The sequence below is a fragment of the Bacillus sp. X1(2014) genome (genome assembly GCF_007678255.1).
Map to the genome: position 1 here is coordinate 59,292 of NZ_VEED01000005.1, position 26,651 is coordinate 85,942.

The following is a 26,651-nucleotide window of genomic DNA, read 5'->3' on the forward strand; positions in this document are numbered from 1 at the left end:
TTCCCCCAAATGGGAAAGACCGGTCTTTACATATTTTCCTTCACCTTCACAATAGAAGTGTCCTGCGTTACATTGCCTTTGCGCTTTAATTTCCCCCAGCCAACGGTTACACCCTTGATGGCCGAGAAGATCGATTTTACCACCACATAGGTCATCAGCTGTTTGTACAAGATTCGTTGTAGGAACAATGAACCGAGCGGCTTTGGACTTTCTTTTTCCAATCGAAATGCATAGAGAGACGTACAGAAATCCAGCAAGTAAAATAGGATAAATCCAATCGCCGCCTTTTCAGGATGAGGGTTAAAAAGGGCGATAATGAACAAAAGATCTGCAATAGGCGAAATGGTTTGATAAATATATTGGAACAGCCACATGTTTGGAAGGGCGACAAAACCTAATGAGTTATGTTTTTTATTGAATAAAGCCCCGCGATGTTTCCATAAGCATTGTAAGGTTCCATACACCCAACGGTAACGCTGTTTTGCCAGACTTTTAAGATCTTCCGGGACTTCTGTATAGGCATAGGCCTTTTCTTCGAATTCAATCGTTTTTCCCTGGCGTAACAGAGTAAGCGTGATATCCGTATCCTCTGCAAGGGTATCTTCTTGAAAGTATCCGGCTTCTTCTACCGCCGTCTTTCTCCAGGCCCCGATGGCACCAGGTACAACGGTAATGCAATTGAGTGCAGCGAAGGCTCTTCTCTCAAGGTTAAAGCCGGTCACATATTCGATATGCTGCCAGTTTGTCAGGAGGTTCCCCTTATTGCCGACTTTTACATTTCCTGAAACGGCTGCGACATTTTCATTTCTAAAATGGTTCACAAGCAATGAAATCGCATTTTCAGCGATGAGTGTATCCGCATCAAGTGCCACGACGATTTCCCCGTTCGCTTCTTTAAAGCCAAGATTCACAGCAGAAGATTTTCCTCCATTGGTCTTTTTAATTAATCTGACGAGTGGATGGTCTGCATAAGTGTCTTCCACGACAACCGCTGTATCATCCTTTGATCCATCGTCGATTATCAGGATTTCAAACGCTGGATAATCACTTGCTAAAATCGAGTCGACAGTTTTGCATATGACTTTTTCCTCGTTATAGGCAGCAATCACGACACTGACATAAGGGGTAAAGTTAGGGTCAATTTTGGTCTCTTTATAACTTTTTACCTGCTTTCTCGAAAGGAAAACAAAGACAACTAGTCGCAGGATTCCGATCACGATAGCAGAGTAGAAAAGTAAGCTTAATCCAAGGTGCCAGCCTTGGAGGACCTTGAAAACAGCCTTGTCATAGACTAAATAAGGGTTGTCCTGATTAGCTTCCGGCATAATTTGACTATCACTTTTTCCGATAAGATCTCCAACGGTGGTAAATGTGTAGCCGCGCTGTTTGAGCTCTTTAATTATCATCGGTAAGGCTTTTACCGTGTTAGAGCGGTCACCGCCGGCATCGTGCATCAAAATTACGTTACCTTCAGGCAGCTGATTCAATACCCGCTTGAGAATCTCATTGCTAGAAAGTCCTTGCCAATCATCCGAGTCAATCAATTCACCGACTGTCGTATAACCCATCTTCTGTGCTCGCCAAATCGGCTCCAGTTCACTCTTTGTGTTCGGTTCCCCATCAGCTGCATACGGCGGACGGAAGAGGGTCATTGAATGACCTGTAATTTCTTGATACAAACGCTGATTTGCATTGAGCTCCCTCTTGGTTTGATCTGGTGTGATCGATGCAATATTCGGATGGGTAAAGGTATGGTTGCCAATTTCATGGCCATCTTTAAACATCTTTTTCACCAGTTGTGGATGCTGCGTCGCGTTCTCACCGAGGATAAAAAAGGTTGCTTTTATATGGTTCTTTTTCAAGATGTCTAATATTTGTGGTGTATAAGTTGGATCCGGACCGTCATCAAAGGAAAGGACAATTTCCTTTGATGATGGTTTGCCATATCGCTCTACCACAATTGGTTTTGGCAATTTAACATACGTTTCATTTTGAATTATCCCTTGTCCATCCAGGTGAATCGTTCTGTTCCCATTTTCTGATTGAGAAGCAATTTTTAGAATCTCGCCAGCACCTGTAAAGTGAACAGGCTTAGAGCTGACCAAGGTTTTAAGGGCATTGGACGGATCGTTTATTTCCTTTGGTTTATTCAGGTAATTCCAGATGGAAGGATCTTCAGAACCGAGGCGCCAAACCGCTATTCCTTTCGAACCGTGATCAATCGCTGTCTGCATTTGATTATAAAAGGTAGCACCATCTAAAAACCAAACGGTATGGTTTTTACCATTTAATTTGTATCGTAAATAAGGGTTTCCTGTTTGTTTATTCCAATGGATTTGGAGGTTGTTGCCTATTCCTAAATTCATGATATCGTCGAACGTCATTGTTTTGGCGGGCCGATTGGAGTTTTCTTCCCAGTCGTAGCCGAAGCTTCCTAAACTCACAATCAATTTTTCGGAAGGAATATTGAGCTGGTTTAAGTTCTCCTCAACCCAGTCAGTTGGTGCCACAGGCCCAGGTTTACTCATGGCATGGTGTTGGTCATATATCATGACAATCATCCGATCCACATTTGTTGCTAGTGCAGCATAGTTAAAACTATTGTTGTTCGGCGGAACATCCAGTGTAACCATGAGACCATGTTGATGAAAGGCCTCATAAACTTTATCGATAAATCGTGTGAAATTCACTTTGTCATTTGGATTGATTTCCTCAAAGTCGATATTGATTCCGTCAAAGTCATTAGCTCTAACATAGTCCAACATCTTTTTTATAAAAAGATCTTCCGCACCGGGAGTGGTAAATAAGCGGTGAAGAACTTCGCTATCCCATTTATTATTATTAAAATTATTAACTAAAGGGAGAATCTTTATATTATGTGCTTTGGCCTGGTCAACAATCGACTTGTCCGTGTTGGTTTTAAGAGTAAGGCCATGTGTAAGCTGCATCCACCCCGGTACTAATGTAGTAATCGAATCGATATTCTTTTTAAAAGATGTGTGGCTGTTTTTGTCCCAATCGACGTAAAAACCATAAACTTCTTGTTTTTGGTGCAATTGCCCAATCTGTTTTTGATTAGCAAGGGAAGGTGTCGTTTTTTGAACCTGAGTGGCGAGCTGAGCCTCACTGAAACTTGTATTAATTGGCTCAATTCCGCTCTTTGCTGCGCTGTTATCCAGTTGCAGACCAGGAAATTCTGGGTTGGTATTCAGGCTTTCGATAAAAATCGTCGATACTAAAATAATTAAAACGGTAAAGCCTGCACCCATTCGTTTGATAATGGACCAGCGTCTTTTGGCGGGATCAAGGAAAACATGGTCTTGATTTCTCTCTCTCTTTTTCAACCCTAAATTGTAAAACCAATGGAAGAAAAAGTAGCAAACAAGACCAATCAATCCTCCTAGGACTGCAGGTGCAATGGATTGTGAAAGTTGTATTTTCGATTTTATGGTTGAAATTAACCAGGTATTTTCTAATCGACTTAAATCAAGGATGGGTAAATGATTCATTTTCGGAATGAAAATAGGAATCAACGTTCCCAGGAATAAGGCGATGATATTTAGACGTAACAAAAGTGAGAGAACCACCAATAGTGGGATTCGTAAACTATCTAAAGGTAAAAACCCTAAGAAAAAACCAAGTGTGCTTGCCACCGCTCCAGCATTTCCAGTGACAGGGGCAAATAAGGACCTAACAATCCACCTGAAAATTCGATTCACATAGATTCCTCCTATAGGTGTAGTGTTGTTTTATTTTAATAGATTGATATTTTAGATAATGTCCGCAGCTAGCGGAAGGAATTTTCGACAAAAAATGACCATCTCCAAAAACTTAGGTCGTCATATAAAGATTTTGGGGGTAGGGGGAAAAGTTCTTTCAGTTTTTAATTGGTAATTGAGGGTATTTTTTTATATTCTAGGCCGTATGTATGAAGTGATGCTAAACGAAATGGACGGCTACTAATAACGTATCGTAAGGAACTTATTACATATTTTTGAAGAATTATGACATATTTTATGAACCTTATAACAAAATTCCGGGCACTTATGACAAGTTTTACGAAACTTACGACATTATTTGGAAAATAATTGGAAATTGAAGAGTGGGTAGGTATGTTTTTTACTAAAAATGGAAATTTTAAATGTATTCATACGTAAGGAGTCAACAAAATGGTCGGGATTATTATAGCAGTCATCCTCTTTAACCTCATTGCATTAAAAGTAAAAAAAAGGTTAACCAGAAGTGAGATGCTGCAGATTTGGTTATTTACATCGTTATTCCAACTAGTGTTTGATTTATTTATCAGTTTGAAATATCACGGGTACTGGTACTTCAACAAAGGTATTGATTGGGGGTCTCTGCCTGTTTATTTATGTTTAGTCCCATCCGTTAATATTATTTTTATAAATATCTATCCTTTAAAAAGCACATTTTGGAAACAAATTTCATTCTTTTTAGCATGGAATGTTGGAATCGTTATCTATGAGATCATCACGTTATTACCAGAGCCTTGGGGATATTTCCATTACGGATGGTGGAAGTTATATCACTCGGCGATTATCAATCCCTTTCTCCTATTTACCTTATTGGGATTCTACAAATTGGTTCGTCGCTTAGAACATGAGGGTGTTGTTAAACAAATATAGTGGGAAATTGGTGAGTTTCTCCATTTCCTATAGGACGTTTGGTTTATTTTTATCCTTAAGATAATAACTAATTGACAACATTAACCAATGGGTGTAGAGTGAAGATTAAATTTATAGGAAGACCACTAGGGGAGCCATTTTTGGCTGAGACGAGATTAATCTTGGACCCTTTGAACCTGATCTAGTTCATACTAGCGTAGGAAAGTGGAGTCTGTGTATGGATAAATACAATTATTCTGCCGCTCCATTTTTGGGGCGGTTTTTTCGTGTTTGAATAGTTAGCCGCTCCTTGTAGTGTCTTCCCATAAAACCAATAAGGGGGAGAAATAAATGAGTTTTTCAGCAGAATTAAGAAGAGAAGCCGATCCTATTTTCGAGGCGATTTTTGAGCATCCTTTTGTCCAAGGAATAGCCAATGGGGAATTAAAAAAGGAACAATTGATTCATTATGTTAAACAGGACTTTGAATATTTGAATTCCTTTGTTCGAATCTATGGTATAGCAGTTTCCAAATGTGAGAATCGGGATGATATGGATATGTTTAATCAGCAAATTTCATTTATTTTAAATAGTGAAATCCATCCACATAATAACTTTTGTCAAGTAGCAGGTGTTCCCTACGAGTTATTACAAGGATATCCGTTAGCACCCTCTGCCCTTCATTACACACGTCATATGCTTACCGTTGCACACGAAGGAACACTAGGGGAGATTTTAGCTGTGTTACTGCCTTGTCCGTGGACGTACTGGGAAATTGGAAAAAGGTTATTATCTGAGGTGAATCCCGATCGCTCTCATCCTTTTTATGATTGGATCAGTTTTTATGGAAATCGGACTGATTCGATTACAACAAAGTTTTGTGCCCGTCTTGATGAGTGGGCAAAGACAGCAACGGAGAGAGAAAAGGAAAAGATGAAGGAGCATTTCTTACTCAGTTGTCAGCTTGAATATATGTTTTGGGATATGGCTTATAGACTCGAAGAATGGCCTGTGAAAATGGAGGTAGTGAAATAATGACTTGGAAGATGAAAGAAGTCGTACTTGCTGTAATTCTAGCGGTGGCCTGTGGAGTTATCTATTTAGGATGGTCGACGCTTTGGATTCCAATTTCCGCTCTTGTCGGGCCGGTGGGCGCAGGTTTTATGTTTGGCATTTGGGTGATTGCTAGTCCAATAGTCGCTTATATTATCAGAAAACCGGGAGCGGCGTTTATTGCGGAGGTTGCAGCGGCCGCAGTCGAGCTCTTAACAGGAAGTCATTTTGGTCTGTCTGCCCTTTTAGTCGGTGTCTTTCAGGGGATTGGGTCAGAAATTGCTTTCGCCCTTTTCGGATATAAACGCTACAACCTTTTTACTTTAATGCTATCTGGTGCTTTTGCAGCGATTGGCAGTATGATTTATAACTTAATCGCCAACGGTTTTGGATTTTACACGACGGAAGTGTTTTTCGTTACCCTTGGAATTCATGTCATCAGCGGAATGATTCTCGGTGGTATGTTAGCGAAGGTCATTGTGGACGCACTCGCAAAAACAGGTGTGTTAGAACAATATGAATTAATGAAGGAAAAAAGAAAAAGGGAAAATGTTAATGTTTCTGGGATGTAAAGATCTTTCGATTCGTTTTTATAATCGCTCTGAAAAAATTATCAGTAATATTACCTTGTCAATCAATCAAGGAGAGAAGGTATTAATACTTGGACCTAGTGGGAGTGGGAAATCTACATTGATTTCCACTCTTGCAGGAATCATCCCAGAGCATTTGGAGGCAGAGGTAAGTGGTGAGGTATTCAAAAGGAAATCTGCTGGAGTGATGTTTCAAGATCCTGATTCCCAATTTTGTATGCTTCATGTCGACGAAGAAATTGCCTTTAGTCTTGAAAATCGATCGATTCCACGAAATGAAATGGACCAAATGATCTCTGACTTGATGGATAAAGTAGGGCTAATAATAGATAAAAAAACACCGATTGAAACGCTGTCAGGCGGGATGAAACAACGATTGGCATTAGCATGTTTACTTGCATTAGAACCAGAAGTCCTCTACTTTGATGAACCAACCGCTCAGCTCGACCCTAAAGGGCGGCATGAGATCTTTGGTTTATTGAGACATTTAGCCGAAAAAACCAACCATACGATGGTATTTGTCGAACATGTCTTAGACGGCTGCATCGAATGGATGGATCGAGTCATTATCCTTGATGAGCGTGGACGTATTATTGGGGATGGGAAACCAATAGAGATACTGCTGAATTTCCATAAACAAATGAAAGAAGCGGGGATTTGGCGCCCGAAGTTGTTTCCTTACAAATGGGAGGAGGTTGTTCAAAATCCTTCGCACCCTCTATCTATTAAACTTATTAATAGGATAAAAACGAAACCGCGATTACAAGGCGATGTTTTACTCCGCACCGAACATGTTGAAATTGGCTATGGGAAGAAGACCGTCGTGAGAGATATTGATATAAAAATCCATCAAGGGGAATGGGTTTCTATCGTCGGAGAAAATGGGAGTGGGAAAAGTACCTTTTTAAAAAGTCTGATCCGTTTGGAGCCAATTCAAAAAGGTAAAATTCACTTTCAAGGTATTGAACTAAAAAAATGGTCAGAACGAGAGCTGTATGAAAAAGTGGGCTTTGTTTTTCAAAACCCAGAACATCAATTCATTGCCGATACAGTATTTGATGAAGTTGCTTTTGGGGGCCGGCAGCGGAATTGGCCTGAAGAGCTGGTCCATACAAAAACCATGCAATTGTTAGAGGAGTTTGGCTTGGAATCGTATCAAGATGCGCATCCATTTACCCTCAGTTTGGGACAGAAGCGGAGGTTAAGTGTGGCGACAATGTTATTGTTTGATCAAGCTTTACTATTGCTTGATGAACCAACATTTGGTCAGGATGAAAAAACAGCGAAGGAACTGATTCAACGTTTAAAGGAAAGGCAGGAGCAGGGGACAACGATTGTCATGATAACCCATGATATGGATGTTGTGGATCATTATTCTGATCAAGTCATTCACTTTAACAAGGGAAGAGTATCCTATCAAGGGACCCCCTATGGTTTATTTTCAGAGCCAAGTCTTTTACGTGAAAGTGCATTAATTCCGCCACTCCATTACCAGTGGATGCATGCGCAGAAGGAGGGTGTTTTGGTATGAAGGCGAACAATTCCTTCCTCGCTACTCTCAATCCTGCCGCTAAGCTGCTTGCTCATTTGATTGTTATGTTTCTTTTAATGGCTGTCTCTGATCCAAAGGTGACTTTATTGATATGGTTACTTGCTGTTTTTATCGGTATTTTTTTAGGCGGATGGAGTCTAACTTATCTTTTGAAAAGGCTTCTGCCTTATGTAGGATTTTTTATTCTTATATGTTGGATGATGGCAGCTTTCGGAGAAGGAGAAGAAACACTTTGGAAATGGGCTTGGTTCCATATTACGGTGGAGAGTTTAAATCATGGGTTAACCATCGCCTTACGGATGTTAGCGTTTGTCTCGTATGGATTGTTATTTACCTCTACCACAGACATCACTTTGTTTATTATGAGTTTAATTCATCAATGTAAACTGTCACCCAAATGGGCATATGGGCTTTTAGCGGGGTTCCGCTTTATTCCGCTGTTCCAATCGGAACTAACCCAAATGAAAACGGCTCATAAGGTCAGAGGTTACAAGCAAAAAAATAGTTGGAAAGCGTTTATGAGGTACGCTTTGCCACTGTTTACGCAAGGGATAAGAAAATCAGAACGAATAGCAATTGCCATGGAGGCGCGTGGTTTTACGGGTACAAGAGATAGAACCTATTACCAAACAACCAAACTAGCAGCGAAAGACTTCGGCTATTTACTTTCGTTACTTATCGTTGCTTGGGGGATAATGACTTTTATTGAATAAGTAAAAGGGGAGAAGTGGTCGTGCACTTCTCCTTTTTGGCTTTCCTAGAGGTCTGCTTGATCAACGTTTAGTTCAATGAGATTCCCATCTGGGTCTGCACAGAAGATCTGGGCAAAACCACTCATGCCCTTAGGTTTCTCTAATAATTCAACATCCTTACTTTTCAACCAATTCAACGTAGCATTATAATCCTTCACTCGTAGGGCAAAATGACCTTCACGGCTGCTCAAGCGTTTATCCTGACGAATCGTTTGGGAAGTTGGGAGAACGATGAGATGGAGCTGTTGTCCTTCGATTTCGTACCAGGCACCAGGAAAATCAAAATTTGGACGTTGGATTTCTTTTAAACATAGGATATTGCTATAAAAATGCTTGGATTTTTCTAAATTGGTCACCGTTAGGCTCACATGGTGGAGGCATTCATATTGAATCACGGCGGTCAGCTCCTTCATAAATTTATTTCCATCATACCACAGAGGAGTCGGACGGATTTATATAAAAAACCAGGCATATTGCCTGGCTTAGATTTCTAATTCACGATACTTGCAGCGACCTCTTTGTGCTGTTCATTCCCCGAGCTTTCGAACTCCTTGATCATCGCAATAAATGGTTCGATGAATTGAGGGTCAAATTGTTTGCCTGAACAGTGGCGTAACTCGGCGATTGCTTCTTGAAAGGTTTTTGTTTTTTGATAGGGACGTTCTGTCGTCATTGCATCAAAGGAATCGATCACGCAGAGAATTCGCGCCAGCTTCGGGATTGATTTTCCCGCTAGCCCATATGGATAGCCATTTCCATCATATCGTTCATGATGAAGTTCAACGAGTGGAATCAGATCTTCTAATTTCTTATTTGTTGAAATGATATCTTTTCCATAGGTTACGTGTTTTTTCATGAATTCCCATTCATGAGGGTCGAGACTCCCTTTTTTATTTAAAATATCACGCGGGATTTCAATTTTTCCAATGTCATGGACAAGCGCCCCGAGAATTAACGTTTTGCGTTCATGGACACTTAGATTAAGCATTCGTGAGAAATCAACCGCATATTGGTAGACACGCTTGCTATGGCGATAGGTGTAAACATCCTTGGAAAGGAAGATTTTTAATTGGAATTCTGCTTCCTCCAGCTCTTTTTCAAGAGAAAGAGATCGTTGTACGGTGTATTCCGAATGCCCATTGTAAATCTGGACAAGGTTTTTTCCTTGGTTTTTGGCTGCATACATCGCTTGGTCGGCTTTATTAAGAAGTTCAGAAATACTATAGGTTTCTTTTTCACATTCAGCAATCCCCGATGAAAAGGATAAGCAGCCGTAGGGGAGACCTTCCACCCCTTTATAGTGGGTGTCATTTACTTTCTTCCGCAATTCATTCATGAATGAATAAGCAGTCTTTCGATCGGTATTTGGCATGATAATCGAAAACTCTTCGCCTCCATAGCGGGCAACGATATAGCTTGCCGCGTCAGAACTGGCCTTCAAAAGAGTACCAAATTCTTGGAGCAGATGATCTCCTTGAATATGCCCGTACAGATCGTTGTACTTTTTAAAATCATCAATATCTAAGATGACGACACATAATGGATAATCACTTTCTTTTGCGGCAGTTACTTCTTTTTCTAAAATCTCTTTAAAGTACCCATGGTTGTTTAGGCCGGTCAGTGTATCTTTGTTGGCTTTATCAAGCGTTTCCTGAAACAATCGGAAATGTTCATTAAATGCGACGGACAGCAGGATAGAAATGCACACAAACATAACCAAACCCAAAATTGCACTTTCCTGAATAAGGACTCCTAAGACAAGTGAAAGCAACAATGTGCTGAGGTAGCTGACTAGAAAGGTTTTATCCTTTACGATTCCACTCATTAAATTGATTGAACTTTCCGTTTGTTGGAGGAGGAAATATAAACTGATCAAAATTGTGTTTAGAATAAAATAAGAACTCAGTGAGAGAATATATGGCAATAAGTTACCTGTATTTATGTCACCTGTATTTCCATTGGTAAAAACAAAAAGATAATAGGAAAAAATTATCATTATACTATAAATTGAAAAATTGAATAGATGCTTCCACCAGACAATCTTTCGTTTATAAATAGCATAGATGACTGAATTAATTAAAAGAACAACTAAGGTGAAATTTAAACCGTATAAGTAAATACTTGCTAGATAAATTGCAGAGTCCATCGAGATAGAATTTCCATCGGGTGGAATGGGGATGGTGTAATGATTTAAGAGTAATATCGCTCCCACTAAAGTGAGAGATATAAGTAATTTTGATGTATCAAGGAAATCAAAGGGTTTTAGGAGCAAAAATCCCATACTTCCAAGTAACGAAACGATTAATAAATAGAGATTCGCAGGTTGTTTGATCTTTTCCATTTTAATCACTCATATCTAAATAAATTAGAATGGAGAAGTATGAATTTTTTTACTCCTCCATTCCTCCTATTATATTAGTTTCATACCAGATGTTAAAGCGATAATCATTGAAGCAAGAATGATTGTATTAACGATAACACCTGTTAATTTAATACCCTCAGGCTTTTGTTGTTTCATTTGGTCTCACCTCCTTTAATAAAGAGAGGTGCATCATGCTTCTTTTTGGCAACTGGATGACTTAGCATTAAGTATTGAATAAAGAGGAAAGCACCGATATTCATAACCACATCACCGATACTGATAATCTGGGTTCTTGGATATGGATCAGTGATTGGAATAATATCGCCTAAAAAACCTAGTTTTGTAGATTCTGTAAGAGATGTATGCTTTGCGTATAATTGCTCTTTAAGGACATCGAGGTAACCAGGATCTAATATAGATGCTGCAACTAATGAAACTGGCATTCGTCCGCCGTTCATCATCATGACTAGAAAATTGAGAAATACTCCAAATAAAATAAGGATAAAACCTGGATTTTTACGGTTCATAAATAAAAATAATAGTCCGAGTACATAAACTACTATATAGATAGATCCACTGATCTGTCCAAGGAATTTGCTATCGTTTTGGAACATAAACACGGCTAATTCAACAACTAATAGTAGAGGAAATATCCATCCCCACTTCAGCTTTAATTTCGCAAGTGCTCGTAAATTTCCTTTTCGAAGAAAGCCTACTATAAATGAAATGATGATGCCGTCAAATACCATAGTTGTTACCCACCTATGCTAGAGTATATGAAAATGTTCAAAAATTCAACGAAGGAAAAATATTCCCACAATAATATAATCAAAGAAAATATTAAAATACAAGTAGTTATAATGCTGATTTTATGAATAATTTGTGTATTTATGAAGGGATTTGGAGAAAAAGGGGCGAATTTCAACCAAGCCCATCTAATTATGAGGAAATATAGGATATTTCCTGCGAAATATTTTCGCGTATTTCGACTATTTCCCCACTACTTTTAGCACGAGAAATCCTTAGACTATATGGTAGTTTGTCGAATGTCCATTGTTTAGTGGCCACATTTCCTAAAGGGATTACTGTTGCCAGTAAGCCATTTAAATAAAAAAGGCATCCTAATCGAAATTCATAGGATACCTTTTAAATATATTACTTTAACCCATAAGCCTTAATTACTTCCTGACTAATGCGGTTTCCTGCATCATCCCAGGCGCTCGCACGGAGGGAGACATAGCTTCCAGGTGTTTTAGGATGGGGAATGTCTGCTGTCCAGCTATCAGCTTCACGAACCAACTCTACCTTTTTCCACGATTGGCCCTCATTAAAAGAGACTTCTAGAGTAGCACCGTCTACTTTGCCATTTTCTGGTGCTCCAGGGATTTGAGCTGCACTTAAGCCCAGCTGAATGGTGTGTCCGGCCTTCGAATTCCCGTTCATATCAGTATCAATCTTAAAATCTAGCGAAAGCAGAGGTAAATCTGTCTTCCATTCTTCTTGCTTCTTGGACCAGAAAGTCCACTCGGTATGGGTACGAACGGAAGTATTCCAGCGTTCCGGATCGCGGGAAACATCACTCACTAATCGGTACTGAGTATTTTCAGTCGGGTGCTGTTTAAAGGAGTATAGCGCCTGTCCTTTTGCTTCCTTCACAAGCGTATCACCCTGATAAAACTTAAGGGTTTGTGGTCCTGGGTATTCTGTGTCTGCTCCCGTGTGCCCTAATCCTGAATCAGCAAACGCAGGAATATTGAACGTAAAGCTGTTATCTGTACGATATGGTACCCAGAAACCAGCGCCCAAGCGTGGACGAACAACAGGTGCAAACCATTCTTCATCCAAATTCTGACCCGGCTTATATTTTGCTACTGGCTGACGTACTTCCCACTCTGCATCAAGCACGCTTGCTTGATGGTACCAAGATGTGCCTTCTTGGGCCGAGACCCATTCTGTTCGTACCGATGGCAGGGATAAAGTCTGGGAAAAACCTACGCCATTTGGGCGGTATGCAGGAATATCCCAGCGGAACTCCCCGCCTGATGCTTCGCGGTCTGATTTATACTGGGTATTAATTTTTACAAGATCCTTAGGTTTAGGTGCATAGGTTACATCTTCTGGAATGGCATGATCGTGGTTGTCGATCAAATCATACACGTAATCACTATCAGGATTTCCGTTAACGTTTAGTTTCGCATTTCCAGAACGAGCAGCCTTAATCAACTCTGCCCCGTCTGTTCCGCTAATGGCTGCTACCGCAATTGGAACTTCCGTATACTCTTCGGTCCCAGACCATTCACTTAATTCTGTTGGTCCATCGTTTACGGTAATTAACAATTTCGCTCCAGCTGCAGTCGCGGCTGTTGCACGCTTCGCACCTGATACTTCATCACTGCGTTCAACAATTACTGCTTTATCCTTCACATCCAGACCCGTGTAATCTTCTGGTGCACCTTTGCCAGCATAAACGGCATCCAGCACATCATGTCCTTTAAAGAGTGTGCTTCCCGCCTGAGGGATATCATCCAATACTTGGCCGCGGAAGTTTATCGTCAATAATGGCTCTGTCAGGCGCCAGCGTGTGTTCATTGTGAACTCTCCATCTTTTACTGCTTTAGTTGGAACAGCGTACATTTTATCGATCCAAACAGGCAGGAGGTAAAGGTCATTGACTGGGTTCCCATTAATCGTACGGAAGTATTCCATTTTTCGGAAAGTTGGTTCATTTTCATTTGGCACTTTCGCTGTGATTTCATTTGCTTTCCGGGCATCAAGCTCAACGGTTTTTGGTCCATCTAGCTTAATTTCAGGGTCACCGACAAGTGCAACTCCGGCGTGATCTGTGTCTGCATCAACATCCATTAAGGACATCACGGAATAGGTGTCAGGCACCAGTCGTAATTCCTTTGTTCCGTCGACAGCTATAAACTGCGGATCTCCATTCGGACCTAGGATATTGATGTAAGCTAGGGCAGGGGAACCGTCACGGTCGATAGCTTTGATGGTTAGTGGATACTTTTCCTCTTCTTTGATCATACCTAAGGCAGTATGGGCAACGGTCTTACCTTCGAAATTGGCAGAGATCTGTCCTTGATAGCGAGCACCAAGAGCGCCAAACTGCGGGTCAAGGGTAACCTTTACATTCGTATTCCCATGAGCTGGAACGGTTACTTTGTCTGTTGAAAGCTTTAGCAATCCAGCAGGGGCATCTGAACCATCACCATCCGTAAAGTTTGCGGACAAATCCAGGGTTACTGCCTTATCGCTATCGTTCGTATACGTAATGGTCTTCTCAACAGGGACATCCCCTTCATGCGGCCAATCAAAGAAGCCAAAATCCAAGGATCCTGTTGCACGAACTGTACCCAATGTGGCTGCTGCCACGTCTAGGCGTCCAGTTCCACCCTCAAATGGTTTAATATCGTCGAGTTTCTTTGTTGTACTCATTAGAGCATCTTTCAATTCAGCCCCAGTCCAATCAGGATGACGCTGGGAGAGAATCGCTGCTGCTCCGGCTACATGTGGTGTGGCCATTGACGTACCGTCCATCGTCAAATAACTGCCGCTGCCTTGTGCAGCATATTGGGAGCGAGCCGCTTTAATCCCTACTCCAGGTGCTGTAAGATCAGGCTTTAATCCCGAACTGCCAAACCGTGGTCCCTTAGAGGAGAACCAAGCAAGATTATCAGATTTATCAACTGCACCAACTGTAAGGGCAGAATCTGCCGCTCCTGGTGAGCCAATGCCTTCAGCCCCAGTGTTCCCGGCAGCAATAACAAAAAGGGAACCTGTTTCTGCACTCAGATTATTCACTGCTTGAGCCATCGGATCAGTGCCATCACTTGACTCACTGCTTCCCAAACTCATGCTGACAATTTTGGCTTTGTGTGCAGCCCATTCCATTCCATCGATAATCCAAGAATCCTGACCGAAGCCTTGATTACTAAGCACTTTTCCTACTAGGAGGCTGGCGCCTGGTGCTACCCCTTTGTTGAGACCTTCGGATGCTGCTCCTGTGCCAAGTACAGTAGAGGCTACATGGGTACCGTGTGCATGGTGGTCGAGCACATCTTCACCAGGAACGAAACTTACGGCTTCTTCCAACTGAGCTGCTACATCGGGATGCTCTGAATCGATACCGGTATCAAGGACAGCTACTTTAACGCCTTTTCCATCGTACCCCGCATTCCAGGCAGTAGGTGCTCCAACTTGTGGAACACTTTGTGCGAGTGTGGCTTCAACTTTCCCATCGAGCCAGATCTTCTCAATTCCTGGGGCCAAGACAGCTTTTTCGGTCTTAGATGGCTGAGCATTTTTCGTAATGTCTTGCCAAAACTTTTTGGCTTCCTTTTTATCTGCCGAAAGTGCTGCCCCGTGAATGCTCTCAAGTTCATGCGTTTTCTTAGAACCTTTCGGAGCAGGTTTGGAGGCAGATGACTTCGTTTTCGATGGTGCATATTGGACGATGACAGGCAATGTGTTTTGGCTGGCATCATCATAACCGTCTGAAATAAGGGATGTGACATTAAATAAATCTTTATCTAAAAAGCCGGAAGCTAAATAGGGCATCGCTTGATCTGGGATTACATAGGTATCCTTGGCAATGGTCAGGATTCTCGCTCCACTTTGTGCAGGATCAGCCGGTGCCACACTGATGACACTTTTTCCATCTGCCAGTTCTGTCACCGTGACAACATCGCCGGTAATCAGCGTAATCACATGTTTGTCCTTATTTGCTAACACATTCAAGGCCTGTACATCCGCAGTTGTTGTAGGTAAGAGACTCTTGGGCGAGTCATCAGCAAACGCCTGAATCGTTGGAATGGCTATTAGTGCCGTGGTCATCATCGCCGCAAAATATTTCTTAAACGTTGGCTTCCTCATTTTTCACATTCTCCTCTTCTGATAATTTTTTTGTTTACTAGAATTGACGCCCCTCCTTAAAGAAATGGTCTATCTAGTTAAAAAGTATAGAGTGATTTTACTAGACTGTTTATCGGGAAAATTCCTATTTTTATGGGGGGATGGAAGCGGGACTTTCGATGCTATTTTTAAAAGAAAGGGGTTTAAATCCTAGCAAATTTAATCCAACAACTTGGGACAATTTGATCGACCCGACAAAAAAAGACAATTGCGGCGGGCAATTGTCGTGTCAATCTATCGTACATTCGTATTTTTTAATTCAACGGGTGAGCCAATATGGAACAGTTGATTCTTCAGGTGCTGGTTGGCAATATGAAGATAATGATTGGCCGAAGCGTAATCCTGTTTTTCTTCATAGTAAGCAGCAATGAGCTGGAGATATTTACTCCCGCGATCTGTGGACAGATGATTTTCAATAATGGACAGTCCCTGGTTGATTAAATAGGTAATCAGAGCTTTTTGGGAACCAGCTGCCTCCAAATAAAGGATTTTTAACTCAATATAACGTGGGGATTTTTGATCTTGAATCGACTCTAATGCTCCCTTTAAAATTTCCTTCGCTTTTTCGTTTTGACCATCCGCGATCAATGCCTCTGCCAGAGAGGAAATTGTAATATAGTAAGAAGCTGAGTTTTTCTCTTTGTAATGAAGCGCTTGAAAGTAGTAGTCTAGTGATTCTTCAATTTTTCCTTGTCGGTAATGCAAAAAACCAAGATTATGTAAGGAAAGCTCTTTTGTTTCTTTATCCGGCAGGATGTCCGTATCATTCAAAATTTGCTCTAGTATTTCTTTGCCTTTTTCAAATTCACCAATATTGATGAAATTCACGGCTAGAATCATTTTTACATAAACAATCCGCAAAAAGTTGTTGGTATTTTGAAAAACTCGCAAGGCTTTATAGGCGTAATGGATTGATAACGAATAGTGGCATAAATGTCCGTGCAAGGCGGCCCGAAAATAATAGTATTCCGTAATCTTGGTTTCATATTGCTCAGCCTGCTCTTCGACACGGGAAAGATAGAGGAAAGTTTGCGGAAATTGTTCCACTTTTCCATAATAAATGCCCTGAAGAAGATTCCATACATACTCTTCAAAGGGAGAAAATTTTGATACATAGCGATGAATGCCTGTCGAGGACTTTTCAAAGGTTGAAAAGTCATTTAATAGCAAAAAATAGCGCAGCTTATATAATTCGTATAAATAGATCATGTCCGTACATTGGATATATTCTTTTTCTTGCAGTAATTCTTTATATAGAATGGTTGCTTTCTCTTGGTGGTGCCTTTCCATCGTCTCGTAAAATATATCTAGCTTTTGCCGCAATTTCTGGCTTTTTTTGCTCTCATCTTCTAGTGAAATCTGCAACCGGTCACATAACATTTGCAGTGTTTTCGGATTGGCTTCTTTTACATTGTTTTCAATTTTACTTAAGTGTGTCACCGAGCAAATGCCATGGCAGAGCTGTTCCTGGGTCTTATTCTGCTTCCTGCGGTGATAATAAATCACTTTTCCAATTGACATAAAACGAACCCACTCTCCTATCATTGAAGTCTTGCTCTCTATTATTATATTTATCCTTGTACCAATTGAAATAGGCTAAGAGATGCGAAAATACCGTTGGAATCATCGAGTGACGGTAGTTTAGGTGACCATTAAGGGGGAAAAAGGGGAATCGCAGCGAATATATAAAGGTATTGAAAGAGGTGAAACCATGCTAAAGAAAACCATAAAACACCAAGTAGAGCTAACCTATGATTTTGAAGATGACCTTAACGGATATATCATTATTGACTCCTCCATTGGGCCAAGGGATGAAATTTGTATACTTGCGGTGAATAAAGTTCCTGAATATATAGATGGGATGTTCCCGCCAGTACAAACAGCGGATCGACATGAATATAAAGCTATCATCCTCAGCAAAGGGCACAAAAAAGAAGTAATCCTGAAGAATCAAAAATGGAATTATCATTATATTCAACCCATGGAAAATGATCACATAGTATTGGTTTGTGCGCGTTCGCATTTATATGAAAATGGGGAATTTGATCGAAATGCTAGAGTTTTTGATATGAGTGGAAACCAAGTAAATGCCTTCCTGCTTGGAGATGGGATTCAAAATTTTTATGTCACAAAAGGGAATAACATCTGGACTTCTTATTTCGATGAAGGTATTTTCGGAAACAATGGCTGGAACCAACCGGTTGGAAGCTATGGACTTAGGGCATGGGATTTTAACGGGAACGAACTGTATAAGTATCCAAATATGGACCCTCACTTCATTAGTGACTGTTATGCGCTTAATGTGATGTCTGATGAGGAAGTGTGGTTTTATTACTATACTGATTTTGAGTTAGCAAGATATTACAAAGGCAGTATGGATTATTTTAAACCAAATATAGAGGGTTCAGATGGCTTTATCGTGTATGAAGATTACGTTCTGTTTAGGGGAGGGTATAGCAAACATGATAAGTATGTCCTTGCAAAGATGCTTCCTGGCAACAGATTAACAAGAAAGTGCATATTAACCCTGATGGATGAAAAGAAAAAAGCCATTAAAGCAGATTCGATTAGCTGCAGAGGGTCACTTCTTTTACTTATGTCAGATAAAAAGGCTTATTTAGCAGATTTGAAAAAAATTGTAAGTGCATTCTAAAAGATGCCTATTTGAACTGTTCTTAAAGCACGCAAATAGTAAAAAATGAAAATAAAGCCGTTCTCACTTTAAATGAGAAAGGCTTTATTTTCATTCTAAATAATTATTTTAAACCCTTTCGAGCATCTTCATATTTCTCTTCATGCATATGGTCTACATAATCATCTGAAATCTCACCTAAATGAATCATGTCTTCCCCATCTACAATAGCTTCCATCGATTCAAAATACTCTCTAGGGATGTTAAAATCGATGAGTAGTTCCCCTGAAGAACTATAGACACTGCCAGATAAAGTACCTGGAGGTTCTTTCATTTTTAATAAATCCTTTAAAGTTACAGCCTTCCCGTCGGCTTTAAAGTTCACTTTAACTTCATACAGTGCAATGGTTTGTTCTAATAATCGAACCATCTCATCAAGGTCTTCATCGCTTAGTTGGGAAGGATCTTCAACAGTCATTAAATTTTCCCACAGTGTATCGTTTGTTGCCATTTGGTCTAGTTGGTCTTTATTTTTTTCTTCTACTTCCGCTAAATAGTTGAAAAATCTCTCTGCTTCTGCTTCTGTTATGCCCGTATCCGATAATGCTTTTTCTACTTCCGCCATACTTTTATCGGCATTAATATAAAATTCAACTGTTGAATCCAAATCGTTGATAAACTTATATTCATTTACAGAGTCTCCAAAATGGTCCATTAAGTCATTTAGTTCTTTTTCAGTTAGACCATATTTGGTTAGTAAATCCTGATAATTTTTCGAGTTAATAGGCGGACCTAGGAGTTCTTTTAGGCCAGCCATTGTATATTCCTCTAAAGGAATTTCGTAGTAATCAATATACTCCAGAAATTCTTGTTTCGTCCATCCTATTTTAGCTATATATTGGTTTATCTCATTTTCAGACGGAGCTGCTTGTGCAGAGGGAACACTGAACAAAAATGAAAATGTAAGCAAGCCTATTAGCATAGCTTTTAGATTGACCATTAGTACCCTCCTTTTATTTGGTGCATTAATAATTTCCCCTTTTTGAACCATATTAGAAATGCAAATAATTTCTAAATAATCGTCGCAAAGATATTCCATTCATTTTTCTAAAATACTGGGTATCACCTGATTTCTTTGAACAATAATAAAATTGAAGTTAATTAAGCGATTCATAGTAAACCAAATTGACATTCCATACCGGTTTTTGTATAGTAGGTGGCGAAGATGATGATTGGAGTGAATCGTTTGATTTCGAACTCTGAATTACAACATTTAGACCTTATCGACCTACTAAGTGAACGCCATAGTTTGGTCCGGAAAATTGCGGAGAAAGCATGGAACGACCAAAGTGATATTTATATTTCCAATTCTGAATGGTATATCATGGCTAGGATTTATAAAAAACAGCCGAGCATTTCGTATGTGACAAAAAATGTAGAAATTTCACGTCAGGCGATCCATAAGTTTATTCAAAAGCTATCTGAAAAAGGATTAGTTGAAATCAATAATGTTGAAAATAACAAAAAAGAGAAGTGTATTAAGTTAACCGCTTTAGGCGAAGAATGCTATGAAAAAAATTCAGCCCTTAAAGCTCAGCTTGAAAATAAAATTGCAGAAAAAATAGGTATGGAGCAAGTAACTATGCTGAAAGACCTATTAAAATTAGATTGGGAAATTTAAAAGCTAACAGAAGCAAAAAACCCCCGCTTTGTTCAAATTAATGAACGAAGTGGGGGTTTTTCTTATTGGTGATTTTGTTTCACTCCCCAATATATGACTGTCAACTAAGTTGATAATATCACGGGTGAAATTATTTGTCAACTAGATTGACATTATGAAAATATTTCTGATATAGTTAGCGGACTGGTAGTAACAGGGGGGGTACTACGGATAGGTACCAAGCGCTTATCACCAATTGATTTCAGCAAGTAGGTACGAAGCAAAGGGGTAAACGAAATTTTAAATTAAAGGAGTTTTTTATAAGTGAGTCTACAAATGAATACAGCTCAGAGTATCCATACAGATGCAATGGTGAGCAAACAAATCAAAACAGGCCCGATCATGGCAGCTCTTTTTGTGGCAGGATTTGTCGGACTATTTAGTGAAACAGCCTTAAATATTGCCTTAGGAGACTTAAGTCAAATATTTAGTGTGAATGCAACGACAATCGGCTGGTTAGCGACAGGATATTTCTTAACATTAGGTATTTTAGTACCGGTAACCGGTATTTTGATGCAAAAATTTACCACCCGTCAAATGTTTATGACGTCTATCTCACTATCTCTGATCGGGACCATTTTAGCCGCAGTTGCACCTGTATTTAGTCTGTTATTGGCGGCACGTGTGATCCAGGCAGCGGGGTTAGCGATTGCTCTACCGTTAACGCAAAATGTTATTTTCACCATCTTCCCTCCCAATAAACGAGGCGGTGCAATGGGAGTTATGGGCTTAGTTATGTTAGCTGGTCCAGCCTTAGGTCCAACCATTGCCGGACTTATTTTAGATACATTATCATGGCATTGGATTTTCTGGGTTACCTTACCGTTTTTATTGTTCTCACTTATGTTCGGGATCTTCTATTTACCAAATGTTAATGAGGTTCGTAAGGTTTCAATTGATGGCGTGTCGGTTGTTCTTTCGACGATTGGATTCGGTGGGGTTGTCTATGGATTCAGTGTTTCTGGTGATGCCGGTTGGACGAGTACAACTGTCCTTGGATCAATCATCATTGGATTTGCTGCACTGATTATTTTTGCAATCCGTCAGACAAAAATGGAGACGCCGATGCTAAATCTAATAGCATTCAAGTACCCTCTATTCGTTCTAGGTGTCTTTATGACATTCATTACGTTCTTTAATATGTTGTCCATGCTCGTTATCTTACCGATGTATATGCAAATGGCACTGCTCATTGCTGCTTTTACAACGGGCCTTATCCTGCTGCCGGGCAGCTTGCTTAATTGTATATTAGCTCCAACGATTGGCCGCTTATTTGATAAATATGGTCCGAAAGCAGTCATTACACCTGGGACTATTTTAGTCGCGATTGGTTATGTATTTTATTCACAATTTGGGTCAGATACGGCTTTATGGATGATTGTGGTCACGCATATTGTCATGATGTTAGGAATCGGAGCAGTGCTTGCTTCTGTACAAACGAACACGCTAAATTCGCTTCCGAAACAATACTATCCAGATGGAATTGCACTTACTCAAACCCTTCAACAAGTTGCTGGAGCTATCGGCATTGCGGTATTGGTATCAATTTATTCAGCCAAAGAGAGTAGTTACGCGGCGAGTAATGCTCATGAATTGCCACAGGCAGCGGCAGCGGGATCTTCCGTGGTGTTTACCATTAGTTTAGTGCTAGCAGTGATTAATGTTGTATTGTCATTATTCATCAAAAAGCCCAATTAAGCTGCCATTATTGGCAGCTTTTATTATGGAGTTAACTGGCAGGTTACTTGGGTAAGCAAAATATTCTCGAAATGTGCAGCAGGCTAATATTTTTTTTATGTTAAGTAAATGTAAAGTTTTGTTCTTGTCCAATTCGAAGTTTATTGTTCTGACATACGATGTACTATCTCTTAAGTAGGGTGGTGATATACTAGATCAGATAGATGTGGTGTTAATTTTACTTATCGTGGTGCTTTCCATCCTATTAATTATTTTCGATATATTCTTTCGTTAAATACTAGTAATAAAAAAAACGGAGGCCGAACTTCCTTAATTGTTCGAAACTATAGGTTCACAAGGAGGAAAAAGTAGAAACATGGAAATTGAAGTGACGGTCATTATGCCTTCATATAACCGCTATCCCCTTAATCTGCTTAGTCTTTATGCGTTGGAGAAACAATGCTTTGATTTATCCAAAATGGAAGTGATATTGATTGATGATGCCTCTACCGACCAGACCCCCACAATTAAGGAATACTGTCCACCCTACCATTTTCAATATATTCGTAATCGTACTAATGTTGGAGTTGCTGCTTCAAGAAATATAGGACTTAGGCATGCGAGAGGAGAAATTATTATCATTTTGGATGCAGAAACCATCGTTTCCCCTAACTATGTTCCCCTTAACCGCGAGCATCATCTAACTCACGACAAATCCGTTGTTATTGCGGGAAGCAAGCGGGGGCGTATTTATACTTTTTTATCCCCGGATTTTACTGATAATCAAATCAACGCGATTTATAAGTGGAGTGAGAAAAATTCTCTCTTCAACCAACGCCTTAAAGAGGTGATATCGCAAGAACAGACACTTAGTAGCTTAACGAATCATATCAGGCTTTTAGAAGAACCCCAACAAGTAGTTAAGCGAGAGGATATTGACGATATAAACAATTTATGCTCGATTGTAAAATACAAAAGTTATGCTCATCATCTATTAAAATACCTAAGGGAACATTCTTATTACAGCCCATTGCGTTGGATGGCCTGCTTAGGTTTTCTATCTATTAAAAGAAGTTTTATGGAGCAAGTCGGCGGCTATGAGGAGAATTTCAAAGGATGGGGACCCGAGGATGCTGAGTTTGCCTATAGATTATATAAAGCAAATGCTAATTTTATTATCGAAGATGATTTAGAAACGTATCATCAAGAACATCCGCCGTCGAAAACGAAGGAGGAGGATATGAACTTAAATCGTCTGTTGTTTCAACAAAAGCATCCGGTCCTTGATGTATCCATTAGAGCTCTACACTCTATTCATCCGACGGATTATGGACTCATGGAAAAGATTATATTAGAACATCAATCCCTTACTGAAAGTTTTCCTTATGAGTTTCATGAATTTAACCAAGCAATCATAACATTACTTCTCCAAATTCGTATAAATATTGCAGAAAACCGTCCCCCTGTTGATCTAGTTCAAAAAACTAGGCTCGGCGACGACTTGATTGCAATGGAACGTATCCTGATCGAGAGAGAGCAAATACAATCCTATGGTAAATACAATCACCTTGTATGGTTGTTCGATAAACTGAGGACGATCTAAAAGGAAAGGATTGTAGAGAGCTATCCTTCCTTATTGAATTAATGAGTGCGAGAGTTAAAGATCCGGCTGCCATTCTTGACGGCTTTTTCTTACTGAAGAGTAATTTATGTAAATAGTTTAAAAACAGGATAATAAAAAAAAGACTGTAATGTGCAGCCTTTTTATTAAGAACATTCATCACAGCAATAAACATTATGACCGTTTAAATCCTTTTCTCTATAAATGAAATAAGGTTCATCTTGGTCAATTGGAAGTCCGCAGTGTACACAAAAAATGTGGTCTTCACAAGGTTGATTGCATTGTTGGTCCAACCTATCACCTCCTAAATAGATATTGATTTTAGTTTGATTAATAAAAATTAAGAGCAGCACTTCAAACTAAGGGTTGTCCTAAACTTCCACGTGTTAGAGTTTGATTTTAGTAATATTTTAATATTATTTTATGCAAAAAAAAGAGAAAGGAATTTACAAATTTACTAGTTTTTTATTTTTTTATTACCGGTGTGCGGATGGCGAGGTCTCCTTTTTCTGCCTTCTCGAACCGCCCCCGTGGCTTCTCTTTAAAAGGAACTTTGTCTATTCCCAGGATTGGGAATGACAAAGTTCCTTTTTTGCATAAAAGTCAAAATATTCATATAACCGGTAAAATTAGTCTTATAGTATGGGCAAGATAATTTGATAATCTTTAACTTGTAAAGGCTTTCAATAATTAATCCTTAAAAAAGGAGTTGATCAGTTTTAGCTCAGACAAATGAATTAGCTATAAGTGCAGCACTGTTACAAAGTAAATGAATAAAAAAGTGGGGGTAAATGATGAAAAAGAATCTCGCCTTAATATTAATGTTCATTCTTATTCTTAGTAGCGTAATGGTGGGGTGCAGTTCTGATAAAACAGCATCCAAGGAAACGAAGGATGGAAAAACAATCCTGAAAGTAACAGTATGGAACTATGATACGACACCTGAATTTAAAGCGTTATTTGAAGCCTATGAAAAAGCAAATCCAAATGTAAAAATCGAACCAGTTGATATTGAAGCAGCACAATATGATCAAAAATTAACAACGATGTTAGCTGGTAATGATGATTCAGATATCTTAACAATGAAAAACCTGATTGGCTACTCTAACTATGCTTACCGTGGTCAATTAAAAGACCTAACTGACTATGCAAAAGGTTTAGATGGAGAGAAATATCTTGGAACATTAGATTATATGAAAGATGATCAAGGGAAAATTTTTGCCTTACCATATCGGAACGACTTTTGGGTACTTTATTACAACAAAAAGCTATTTGACCAAGCGGGCGTAAAATATCCTGAAAACTTAACATGGGATGAGTATAGAGAAACTGCGAAGAAATTAACTTCTGGTTCAGCCGATGCGAAAGTATATGGTGCATATAACCACGTATGGAGATCCATTACCAATGCTACTGCAGCAGCCCAAGAAGTAGGAAAACCTGATGCAATGATTAAAGGTGACTATAGTTTCCTTGCCAATATGTATAAAGTTTTCAAAGGGATGCAGGATGATAAGAGTGTACTAGATTATGGAACAGCTAAATCAACAAACACAACTTATGCTTCACAATTTGAAACAGAAAAAGCGGCAATGCTTCCAATGGGTACGTGGTATATGGCTGGTGTTCTTAATTCTAAAAATGCTGGTAAAACAAATGTAGATTGGGCGATTGCTCCGCTGCCACAAACAGCAAAAGGTGAAGTTAAATCATGGGGCTCTCCAACAGCATTCGCAGTAAATAAGAATGCTGCGCATAGTAAGGAAGCTGAAAAATTTGTTAAATGGGCTTCGGGTGAAGAAGGTGCCAAAGTTGTTGCTGGGGTTGGCGTCGTACCTGCGTATCGTACAGAGGAGATTAATAATATTTACTTTAATCTTGCCGGAATGCCAAATGATGAACTTTCTAAGAAAGCATTTAGCCCTGATTTTGTAAATATTGAAATGCCAATGAACAAAAACTCTGCTGCCATTGACCAAGTATTAAATGAAGAACATGACTTAATCATGATTGGTGAAAACAGCATTGACAAAGGAATCAAAGAAATGGGTGAACGTGTTAAATCTGAGGTTTTGAAGTAGTAGATTAAACATGGATGGGACATAAGCAAATAGGTTTATGGCAGACTATTAAATCTTAGCTTTTGTCCCATTTTTAAATGCCTTTACTGAAAGGAGAGAACCGCCAAATAAAACGGGTGGGACAATATGAGTAATCCAAATACAAACGTGGTAGTTAATGCTCCTAAAATGAAAATTGTATCCGAAAAGAAACGGAAAAGAATAAATACATTAGTTGCTTGGTCCTTTATTACCCCCAATTTTCTTGGATTCTTTATTTTTACATTAATCCCTGTCATTGCTTCCTTTGTGATCGCTTTTATGAAATGGGATGCATTTTCAGCCCCTGAGTTTATAGGAATAGAAAATTTTAAAACGATGATTCATGACAAAACCTTTTGGATTTCCCTTTGGAATACGGTTTACTATACCATCGGTACGGTTCCACTGACGTTAATCTGTTCATTACTTTTAGCGATCCTTCTCAATAAAAAAATCCGCGGAATTGGCACATTTCGTGCAGCCATCTTTTTCCCATATGTTACCTCCTTAGTAGCCATTGCGGTTGTATGGAATATGTTATTTCACCCAGATATGGGACTAATCAATGAATTTTTACGATGGATTGGGATTGATCATCCTCCAGGCTGGACTTCTTCGTCAAAATGGGCGATGCCAGCGATTATTATCGTAAGTGTTTGGCGTGGAATGGGATATTACATGGTTCTCTATTTAGCAGGATTGCAGAGTATACCGAAAGAATTATACGAAGCCGCGAAAATAGATGGTGCAAATTCTTGGCATGAATTTAGACATGTAACCTTACCAATGCTTGCTCCGACCACGTTCTTAGTATTAATTATGTTAACCATTTCTAGTTTTAAAGTATTCGATTTGATCCAAGTCATGACAATGGGTGGTCCAGGCCGTGCTACCAATGTATTGGTTTACCTCATTTATAATGAAGCATTTGTTAATTATGATTTTGGATATGCTTCTGCTATCTCGTTGGTATTATTCATTATTGTCTTAGGAATCACCATTGTTCAATTCCGAATTCAAGAAAAGAAAACGGACTATTAGG

General features: G+C 39.5%; 18 protein-coding genes and 1 riboswitch. Of the genes, 11 read left to right on the forward strand and 7 right to left on the reverse strand.

Annotated features, from left to right (window positions below; translation table 11 throughout):
• Positions 1-26: 26 nt before the first annotated feature.
• Positions 27-3,719, reverse strand: coding sequence for a polysaccharide deacetylase family protein (locus FS608_RS11910; protein ID WP_144550203.1), 3,693 nt, complete (start codon positions 3,717-3,719; stop codon positions 27-29).
• 450 nt (positions 3,720-4,169) lie between these two features.
• On the opposite strand from FS608_RS11910, the gene FS608_RS11915 reads away from it, so the two are divergent.
• The 5 genes from FS608_RS11915 (at position 4,170) to FS608_RS11935 (ending at position 8,533) form a co-directional block, all read left to right on the forward strand.
• On the forward strand, positions 4,170-4,646 hold the full coding sequence (locus FS608_RS11915) for a hypothetical protein (RefSeq protein ID WP_144550205.1): 477 nt from the start codon (positions 4,170-4,172) through the stop codon (positions 4,644-4,646).
• A 117-nt stretch (positions 4,647-4,763) separates the two neighbouring features.
• Positions 4,764-4,866: riboswitch (TPP riboswitch) on the forward strand.
• Between the two features lie 110 nt (positions 4,867-4,976).
• A complete protein-coding gene (tenA, locus tag FS608_RS11920; RefSeq protein ID WP_144550208.1) occupies positions 4,977-5,660 on the forward strand; it encodes a thiaminase II in 684 nt (227 codons plus the stop codon).
• On the forward strand, positions 5,660-6,250 hold the full coding sequence (locus tag FS608_RS11925; protein ID WP_144550210.1) for an ECF transporter S component: 591 nt from the start codon (positions 5,660-5,662) through the stop codon (positions 6,248-6,250). The genes tenA and FS608_RS11925 overlap by 1 nt, the downstream gene beginning before the upstream one ends.
• The gene (locus FS608_RS11930; RefSeq protein ID WP_144550212.1) at positions 6,228-7,799 is read left to right on the forward strand and encodes an ABC transporter ATP-binding protein; all 1,572 of its coding nucleotides are present in this window, start codon (positions 6,228-6,230) and stop codon (positions 7,797-7,799) included. Before FS608_RS11925 ends, FS608_RS11930 begins: the two co-directional genes overlap by 23 nt.
• Positions 7,796-8,533, forward strand: coding sequence for an energy-coupling factor transporter transmembrane component T family protein (locus FS608_RS11935; protein ID WP_144550214.1), 738 nt, complete (start codon positions 7,796-7,798; stop codon positions 8,531-8,533). Before FS608_RS11930 ends, FS608_RS11935 begins: the two co-directional genes overlap by 4 nt.
• 44 nt (positions 8,534-8,577) lie before the next feature.
• On the opposite strand, the gene FS608_RS11940 is transcribed toward FS608_RS11935, so the two are convergent.
• From FS608_RS11940 to FS608_RS11960, 5 genes are all read right to left on the reverse strand, one after another.
• Positions 8,578-8,967: a VOC family protein gene (locus tag FS608_RS11940; protein ID WP_144550216.1), complete on the reverse strand. Its 390-nt coding sequence runs from the start codon at positions 8,965-8,967 to the stop codon at positions 8,578-8,580.
• A gap of 95 nt (positions 8,968-9,062) precedes the next feature.
• A complete protein-coding gene (locus FS608_RS11945; RefSeq protein ID WP_144550218.1) occupies positions 9,063-10,913 on the reverse strand; it encodes a bifunctional diguanylate cyclase/phosphohydrolase in 1,851 nt (616 codons plus the stop codon).
• 173 nt (positions 10,914-11,086) lie between these two features.
• Positions 11,087-11,683 carry a DUF5317 domain-containing protein gene (locus FS608_RS11950; protein ID WP_144550220.1) on the reverse strand — a complete coding sequence of 199 codons (597 nt, stop codon included), beginning with the start codon at positions 11,681-11,683 and terminating at the stop codon, positions 11,087-11,089.
• A 406-nt stretch (positions 11,684-12,089) separates the two neighbouring features.
• Positions 12,090-15,818 carry a S8 family serine peptidase gene (locus tag FS608_RS11955; protein WP_144550222.1) on the reverse strand — a complete coding sequence of 1,243 codons (3,729 nt, stop codon included), beginning with the start codon at positions 15,816-15,818 and terminating at the stop codon, positions 12,090-12,092.
• Between the two features lie 273 nt (positions 15,819-16,091).
• Positions 16,092-17,378, reverse strand: coding sequence for a helix-turn-helix domain-containing protein (locus FS608_RS11960; protein WP_186328693.1), 1,287 nt, complete (start codon positions 17,376-17,378; stop codon positions 16,092-16,094).
• 190 nt (positions 17,379-17,568) lie between these two features.
• On the opposite strand from FS608_RS11960, the gene FS608_RS11965 reads away from it, so the two are divergent.
• Entirely contained in the window at positions 17,569-18,510 is a 942-nt protein-coding gene (locus tag FS608_RS11965; protein WP_144550226.1) for a hypothetical protein, read from the forward strand.
• Between the two features lie 103 nt (positions 18,511-18,613).
• Here the strand turns inward: FS608_RS11965 and FS608_RS11970 are convergent, their stop codons facing one another.
• On the reverse strand, positions 18,614-19,489 hold the full coding sequence (locus FS608_RS11970) for a processed acidic surface protein (RefSeq protein WP_186328694.1): 876 nt from the start codon (positions 19,487-19,489) through the stop codon (positions 18,614-18,616).
• 228 nt (positions 19,490-19,717) lie between these two features.
• Between FS608_RS11970 and FS608_RS11975 the strand changes: the two genes are divergently transcribed.
• The 5 genes from FS608_RS11975 (at position 19,718) to FS608_RS11995 (ending at position 26,650) form a co-directional block, all read left to right on the forward strand.
• Positions 19,718-20,170: a MarR family winged helix-turn-helix transcriptional regulator gene (locus tag FS608_RS11975; protein WP_144550230.1), complete on the forward strand. Its 453-nt coding sequence runs from the start codon at positions 19,718-19,720 to the stop codon at positions 20,168-20,170.
• Positions 20,171-20,485: 315 nt separating this feature from the next.
• The gene (locus tag FS608_RS11980; protein ID WP_395947776.1) at positions 20,486-21,907 is read left to right on the forward strand and encodes a DHA2 family efflux MFS transporter permease subunit; all 1,422 of its coding nucleotides are present in this window, start codon (positions 20,486-20,488) and stop codon (positions 21,905-21,907) included.
• Positions 21,908-22,262: 355 nt separating this feature from the next.
• Positions 22,263-23,489 (forward strand): glycosyltransferase family 2 protein, encoded by a 1,227-nt coding sequence (locus FS608_RS11985; RefSeq protein ID WP_144550232.1) that lies wholly within the window; start codon positions 22,263-22,265, stop codon positions 23,487-23,489.
• Between the two features lie 812 nt (positions 23,490-24,301).
• Complete coding sequence (locus FS608_RS11990; RefSeq protein ID WP_222127339.1) at positions 24,302-25,588, forward strand: ABC transporter substrate-binding protein; 1,287 nt, start codon at positions 24,302-24,304, stop codon at positions 25,586-25,588.
• A 126-nt stretch (positions 25,589-25,714) separates the two neighbouring features.
• Positions 25,715-26,650: a carbohydrate ABC transporter permease gene (locus FS608_RS11995; protein ID WP_260871656.1), complete on the forward strand. Its 936-nt coding sequence runs from the start codon at positions 25,715-25,717 to the stop codon at positions 26,648-26,650.
• Position 26,651: the final 1 nt, after the last annotated feature.